General features: G+C 60.9%; 6 protein-coding genes. 2 read left to right on the forward strand and 4 right to left on the reverse strand.

What is annotated here, in order from left to right:
- Positions 1–74 precede the first annotated feature (74 nt).
- Positions 75–1,739: an electron transfer flavoprotein-ubiquinone oxidoreductase gene (locus AACY44_RS26930; protein WP_339418880.1), complete on the forward strand. Its 1,665-nt coding sequence runs from the start codon at positions 75–77 to the stop codon at positions 1,737–1,739.
- 116 nt (positions 1,740–1,855) lie between these two features.
- Here the strand turns inward: AACY44_RS26930 and AACY44_RS26935 are convergent, their stop codons facing one another.
- Entirely contained in the window at positions 1,856–2,749 is an 894-nt protein-coding gene (locus AACY44_RS26935) for an AraC family transcriptional regulator (RefSeq protein ID WP_339418881.1), read from the reverse strand.
- 180 nt (positions 2,750–2,929) lie between these two features.
- Between AACY44_RS26935 and AACY44_RS26940 the strand changes: the two genes are divergently transcribed.
- Complete coding sequence (locus tag AACY44_RS26940; RefSeq protein ID WP_339531457.1) at positions 2,930–3,982, forward strand: NAD(P)-dependent alcohol dehydrogenase; 1,053 nt, start codon at positions 2,930–2,932, stop codon at positions 3,980–3,982.
- A 113-nt stretch (positions 3,983–4,095) separates the two neighbouring features.
- On the opposite strand, the gene AACY44_RS26945 is transcribed toward AACY44_RS26940, so the two are convergent.
- From AACY44_RS26945 to AACY44_RS26955, 3 genes are all read right to left on the reverse strand, one after another.
- Positions 4,096–4,899: an IclR family transcriptional regulator gene (locus AACY44_RS26945; RefSeq protein WP_339436497.1), complete on the reverse strand. Its 804-nt coding sequence runs from the start codon at positions 4,897–4,899 to the stop codon at positions 4,096–4,098.
- Positions 4,900–5,039: 140 nt separating this feature from the next.
- A complete protein-coding gene (gene araH / locus AACY44_RS26950) occupies positions 5,040–6,005 on the reverse strand; it encodes an L-arabinose ABC transporter permease AraH (protein WP_339531459.1) in 966 nt (321 codons plus the stop codon).
- 17 nt (positions 6,006–6,022) lie between these two features.
- A partial coding sequence (locus AACY44_RS26955) for an ATP-binding cassette domain-containing protein (RefSeq protein WP_339531460.1) occupies positions 6,023–7,266 on the reverse strand: 1,244 nt, incomplete at its 5' end.

Consider the following 7,266-nt stretch of genomic DNA (forward strand, 5'->3'; position numbering starts at 1 on the left):
CCCCCGCGCCTGACGACACCGAACCTCCACCCATTAGAAAAAAAGCCTGTTGAGCCTTGAGTAGGAGATAGCCTGTGGAACGCGAATACATGGAATTCGACGTGGTCATCGTCGGCGCTGGCCCGGCGGGTCTGTCTGCCGCCTGCCGACTGAAGCAGAAGGCCGCCGAAGCCGGTAAGGAAATCAGCGTCTGCGTGGTTGAAAAAGGCTCCGAAGTCGGCGCACACATCCTCTCCGGTGCCGTGTTTGAACCACGCGCCCTGAACGAACTGTTCCCGGACTGGAAAGCACTCGGTGCCCCGCTCAACACCCCCGTGGTTCGCGATGACATTTATGTACTGCGCAGCCCGGACGCTTCCACCAAGGTGCCTGACTTTTTTGTGCCCAAGACCATGCACAACGAAGGCAACTACATCATCTCCCTGGGCAACCTGTGCCGCTGGCTGGCCCAGCAGGCCGAGAACCTGGGCGTGGAAGTCTACCCAGGCTTTGCAGCACAGGAAGCGCTGTTCGACGAAAACGGCGTGGTGCGCGGGATTATCACCGGTGACCTCGGCGTCGACCGCGAAGGCAATCCAAAAGAAGGCGTATACACCCCGGGTATGGAACTGCGTGGCAAATACACGCTGTTCGCCGAAGGCTGCCGTGGCCACATCGGCAAGCAACTCATCGAACGTTTCAACCTGGCCAGCGATGCCGACGCCCAGCACTACGGCATCGGCCTGAAGGAAATCTGGGAGATCGACCCGGCCAAGCATCAACCAGGCCTGGTGGTGCACACCGCCGGCTGGCCGCTGGACATCATGGGCAACGAGAACACCGGTGGCTCGTTCCTGTATCACCTGGAAAACAACCAGGTGGTTGTAGGCCTGATTGTCGACCTGTCTTACAGCAATACCTTTCTGTCGCCGTTCGATGAGTTCCAGCGCCTCAAGCATCACCCGGTGCTTGCCCAGTACCTGGAAGGTGGCAAGCGCATCAGCTACGGCGCACGCGCCTTGGCCAAAGGCGGCATCAATTCGCTGCCGAAGATGATCTTCAAGGGCGGCGCACTGATCGGTTGCGACCTGGGCACCATGAACGTGGCTAAGATCAAAGGCAGCCACACCGCGATGAAGTCCGGCATGCTCGCCGCCGACGCCGTGGCCGACCGCCTGTTTGCAGAGTCCGAAGGCGGTGATGAACTGACCGCTTACGTCGACAACTTCAAGTCCAGCTGGCTTTATGAGGAACTGTTCGCCAGCCGTAACTTCGGCCCGGCGATGCACAAGTTCGGCCCGATCATCGGCGCGGGCTTCAACTGGTTCGACCAGAACATCCTTGGCGGCAAAATGCCGTTCACCCTGCACGACACCAAGCCGGACTACGCCTGCCTCAAGCTGGCCAAGGACAGCACCCGGATCAACTATCCGAAACCTGACGGCAAGCTGAGCTTCGACAAACTGAGCTCGGTGTTCATCTCCGGTACCAACCATGAAGAAGAGCAGCCGTGCCACTTGAAGTTGAAAGACCCGAGCATCCCGATCGGCACCAACCTGCCGCTCTACGATGAACCGGCGCAGCGCTACTGCCCGGCGGGTGTGTATGAGGTGATCACCCAGGAAGACGGCGAGAAGCGCTTCCAGATCAACGCCCAGAACTGTGTGCACTGCAAGACCTGTGACATCAAAGACCCTTCGCAGAACATTACCTGGGTGACGCCGGAAGGCGCGGGTGGGCCGACTTATCCGAACATGTAAGTCAGCTGCTTGAACAACGAGGCCCTCAGTGCGAGGGCCTTTTTTGTGCTCGACTCGGTCAAAATGTGGAAGCTGGCTTGCCTGCTCCCATACTGACCGGGTTGAATCAATAAGATTTATGCGGCCCGCTCTTCCCCGGGATTACGCTCGAAGTAGCGCTTATATTCCCGGCTGAACTGCGATGTACTCTGATACCCCACGCTGTGCGCCGCCTGCGCCACACCCATCCCCTCCACCAGCAGTAACTGCTGGGACTTGAGCAAGCGCAAACGCTTCAGATATTGCACCGGCGACAACAGCGTGCAGCGCTTGAAGTGCTCATGAAAAGTCGACGCGCTCATGTGCGCATAGCCCGCCAGCGTCTCGATGTTCAGCGGCTCGGCGTAATGCGCATGCAGGTGATTCAGTGACGTGGCAATTCGCGAGAACTGCCCTTGCTGTTCGACCAGCGCACGCAGCACATCGGCCTGCGGCCCGCGCAACGCGGTGAACAATAACTCGCGCACCCGCGCCGGGCCCATGATCCGGCTTTCCAGCGGATCGTGCAGGCATTGCAACAGCCGTTCGACACACCCGCGCATGGCATCATCGAGCACCACCGAACTCATCGACTCCAGCGTCTGCGCCGTCGGCGGCGGCCCGGCCTGAACGCCCATGGCCATCACCAGTTCGCCCAGCACCACACGATCGATCCCCACCGTCACACCCAAAAGCGGTGCATCCGGCGCCATGGCAAATGTCTCGCACTCGAACGGCACCGGCATCGCCTGAATCAGGTAATGCCCGGCGCCATACTCCAGCGTACGCGGGCCCAGGTAGGCGACCTTGCTGCCCTGAGCCACAAACATCAGGCTCGGCTCATAGATCTGCGGCCCGCGCGCCACGTCGCAACTGGCGCGCAGCACCTGCACGCCGGGCAGGTGGGTGGGAGAAAAACCGTCACGCGGCGTGAGGCCTTCAATCAGGGAAACCAGCGTGGCGTTGGCGTCGAGATAGCGAGTCAACAACATGGCAAAAACTTCGCGAAAAAGGGATGAGAACATCATCGCAGGTCTGGCGACACAAAAATCCAATCAGGGGGCACTCCCGGACAAATAGGCATGAGACTCGGAGCAATCGCCATGGCCGCATCAAGGCTCGGCGCGGAAAATGCGCGGCCTCTCCTGTGATTGCTTTTGCGAGGTTCCCCCATGTACACCGCCATCGGTTACGCCGCCCAGTCGGCCACCACTCCCCTCGCCCCCATGTCCTTCCAGCGTCGCAGCCCGCGCGTGGATGACGTGGCTATCGAGACCCTGTACTGCGGCGTTTGTCACTCCGATATCCACCAGGCGCGCAACGAATGGGGCATCGCCGTGTACCCGCTGATGCCGGGCCACGAGATTGTCGGCAAGGTCACCGCCGTCGGCGCCAACGTGACCGCGCATAAGGTCGGCGACTTGGTGGGCGTGGGCTGCATGGTCGATTCGTGCCGTCACTGCGACGCGTGCAAAGCCGACCTGGAGCAATACTGCCTCGAAGGTCCAACCATGACCTACGCCACCCCGGACCGCGTCGACGGCAGCAACACCATGGGCGGCTACTCGGACAGCATCGTGGTCAGCGAGCACTTCGTGGTGAAGATCCCAGCCAAGCTCGACTTGGCCAGCGCCGCGCCGATCCTGTGCGCCGGCGTCACCATGTACTCGCCGATCAAGCACTACGGCATCAAGGCCGGCGATAAAGTGGGCGTATTGGGCATGGGCGGCCTGGGCCATATGGGCATCAAGCTGGCCAAGGCGATTGGCGCGCAAGTGACCTTGTTCACCCGCTCCGCGAGCAAGGCCGAAGAAGGTCGTCGCCAGGGCGCCGATCACGTGATCGTGTCCACCGACGCCGAGCAGATGAAAGCCGCCGCCGGGCACTTCGACTTCCTGCTGGACACCATCCCGGTGCAACACGACCTCAACCCCTACCTCGACGTATTGCGCTTTGACGGCGTGCACATCCTGGTCGGCTTGATCGAACCGATCGACCCGCCGGTCAACGCCGCCAAGCTGATCATGGGCCGCAAAGTGCTGGCGGGTTCGTTGATCGGTGGCATTGCCGAAACCCAGGAAGTCCTGGATTTCTGCGCCGAGCACGGCATCAGCTGTGACATCGAGATGCTCGATATCCGCAATATCAACGAAGCCTACAGCCGCATGATCGCGGGCGATGTGAAGTACCGCTTTGTCATCGACATGGCGACCTTGAAGGTCTAACCAAGCGACGCTCGCCCGTAGCAGCTGTCGAGCCTTGGCGAGGCTGCGTCTGCGGCGTGTCAGGTACACCGCGAACGCAGCCTCGCCAAGGCTCGACAGCTGCTACGGCGGGGTCAGGTTCTTGCGCCCAATTCCGCGGAGAGGCGCGCTGCGACCTGTTTGATCACAGGAATCAGCTCGGCCATTTTTTCCAGCGGCATGTAGGGCACGGTACTGGCGATGCTGATGCCGGCGACGATTCGCCGGCTGGCATCGCGCACCGGTGCGGCCACGCAACGGATCGACGGTTCGTTGTCTTCCAGGTCGAACGCATAACCGCCCACCACGTATTCACGCATGCGCTGCTCGAACTGCGCCCAGGATTGCTCCGGGTGCTGCGGCCATTGCAGGTTCTTGCCACCCTCCGGCAAGCTGGCTTCGTAGAGACGCCGCCATTCCTCAGCCGAGTCATCCAGCAACATCGCCTTGCCAACCCCGGTCCGTGCCAGCGGCATGCGATGACCGACTCGCGAACGCATTTCCGGGCCGTAGCGGCCAGGGTTCTTGTGCAGGTAAAGCACGTCGTCGTATTCGCGAATAGCCAGGTGAATGGTGTCACCGGTCAGGGCCGACAGCTCGTCCAGATACGGGATGGCCAGGGTCACCAATGGCAACTCTTCCCGCGCTTGAAAACCCAGTTCGATCAACTTCGGCCCCAGCAGGTAACCAACCTGGGGCACCACGCGCAGGTAACGCTCGTCCACCAGGCAACTGGCCAGGCGGTGGGTGGTGCTGCGGGTGGTGCCGATGCGCCGGGCGATCTCTTTCAGATCCCGCGCACCGGCCGCCACTGCCTGTACCACGCCCAGGCCACGCAGCAGGGTCTGGGTACCGGTGGGGGCGGTGTCTTTGGCGGGGGTGTGGGCGTTTTCCTGCATATCGGGCCTATTGGGAAGTACGAAAACGGCGCCATTATGGCAAAAGCTGAACCTCAATACTGTGGAGATCCAAATGTGGGAGCGGCGGTTCGACTTGCTCGCTCCCACATTAGATTTCCAGCGTCTTTTAGACTGTGACGTTAGCGTTGCTTCATGCGGTCGATGATGACGGCCAGCAACAGGATCGAACCCCTGATCACGTACTGGTAAAACGTGTCGATGTTCTTCAGGTTCATCGCATTCTCGATGATCGCTAAGATCAGCACACCCGCAATCACATGGCGGATCATGCCGATGCCGCCGCTCAACGACACCCCACCCAGCACGCAAGCCGAAATCACCGTCAGCTCAAAACCCTGGCCAATCATTGGCTGGCCAGAGGTCATGCGCGACGCAAGAATCACCCCGGCCAAGGCGCCAATCAAACCATGCACGGCAAAGATGATGATCTTGGTCCGGTCAACGTTCACCCCGGCCAGCAACGCGGCTTCCTGGTTACCGCCGATGGCTATGGTGTTGCGCCCGTAGGTGGTGTAGTTGAGCAGCCAGCCGAAGAATATAAAGCACAGCACGGTGATGATGATCGGCACCGGCACACCCAACAGCTGGCCGCTGCCAAAGACGAAGAAGTCTTCGTTCATCACGCCAACCGCCTTGCCGTTGGAGAAGATGTACGCCAGCCCACGCACGATCTGCATGGTCGCCAACGTCGCGATCAACGCGTTGATGCGCAGCTTGGCGATGACGATGCCGTTGATCAGCCCTACCACCAGGCCCATGGCCAAGGCCGCCGATACGCCAAGGAGCACGCTGTCGGTGTCACGAATCACAATGCCCGCGACGACGCCGGCGCAGGCGATCACCGAGCCCACCGACAAGTCGAAATGCCCCGACGCCAGGCAGAACAGCATGGTGCACGCCGCAATGCCCACCGTAGAAATAGCCAGGCCCAGCCCGCGCATATTCAGTGGAGAAAGGAAGTTGTCGATAAACAGCGCGCTGAGCACAAAGATGCCGAGTGCCGCCAACAGCATCACCCAATCGTCCAGGAACTTGCGCTGGTTGAAACCCGGCCAGAAGCCCTTTGCAGTTTTTACCTCAGACATCATTCACCTCGAATTCTTCAAGCCCGCGAACGCGGGAGAGCCAGTTGCAACAGCCGTGCTTCATCCGCCTGATCGCGGACCACCTCGCCGGTCAGGGCGCCTTCGCTCATCGCCAGGATGCGGTCGGAGATACCCATCACTTCCATCAGGTCGCTGGACACCACAATCACCGCGATGCCGCTGGCCGCGAGGTTATGGATGATCTGGTAGATCTCCGACTTGGCGCCGATATCAATACCCCGAGTCGGCTCATCCAGCAGCAGCACTTTCATCGGCATCGACAGCCAGCGGCCGAGAATGGCCTTCTGCTGATTGCCACCGGACAGGTACATGATTTTCTGTTCGGCGTTAGGCGTTTTGACTTTCATTGCCTTGATTTGCTGGTCGGCGTTGCCCTTCTCCCACCCCTCACGCAACAGCCAGCCGAAACGGGAGTGCGTGCTGCGTGCGCTGATATTGATGTTCTCGGCAACGCTGGACAGCGCAATGATGCCTTCCTTCTTGCGGTCTTCCGGGCACAGCAGCACGCCCGCGGCGATGGCATCGCGCGGTGAGCGCAGTTGCAGTTTTTCGCCGCACAGTTCCAGCTGCCCTGCGGTCGTACGCGTTAATCCGCTGAGCAGGCGGAACAACTCGGTACGCCCAGCCCCCACCAACCCGAACAAGCCGAGAATCTCGCCCTTGCGCACGTTGAAACTGATCGGCTCACGCAGGCCGGGACCGAGCAGGCCATCGACCTTGAGCGCGACCTCGCCGTGCTCACGTGGGCGGTAGTCGTAAATGTCCTGGATATCGCGCCCGACCATACAGGTCACCAACTGGTCGTGGGTCAGCGCGCTCATGTCCTCGAAGGTGCGCACGTAGCGGCCGTCCTTGAACACCGTGACCGCGTTGCAGATGCGGAACACTTCTTCCATGCGGTGCGACACGTAGAGCACCACTTTGCCCTCATCGCGCAGGCGCGTGATGATCGCCATCAAGCGGTCGATCTCCCGCGCCGACAGGCTGCTGGTGGGTTCATCAAACGCGATCACATGCGCACCACGGGACAACGCCTTGGCGATTTCCACCAGTTGGCGCTGCCCCAGGGACAGGCGGCCGAGCTTTTCATCCGGGTCGATTTCATCCGCCAGGCCCTTGAGGCAAGCCAACGCCTGCTTGCGCAGCCGCGCCCGATTGACCACCCCAAAACGCGACGGCAAATGCCCGAGGAACAGGTTCTCGGCCACGGTCATTTCCGGCACCAGATGCAGCTCCTGGT

This window comes from Pseudomonas sp. RA_15y_Pfl1_P11, from assembly GCF_963970975.1.
Classification (GTDB): Bacteria; Pseudomonadota; Gammaproteobacteria; order Pseudomonadales; family Pseudomonadaceae; genus Aquipseudomonas; species Aquipseudomonas tritici.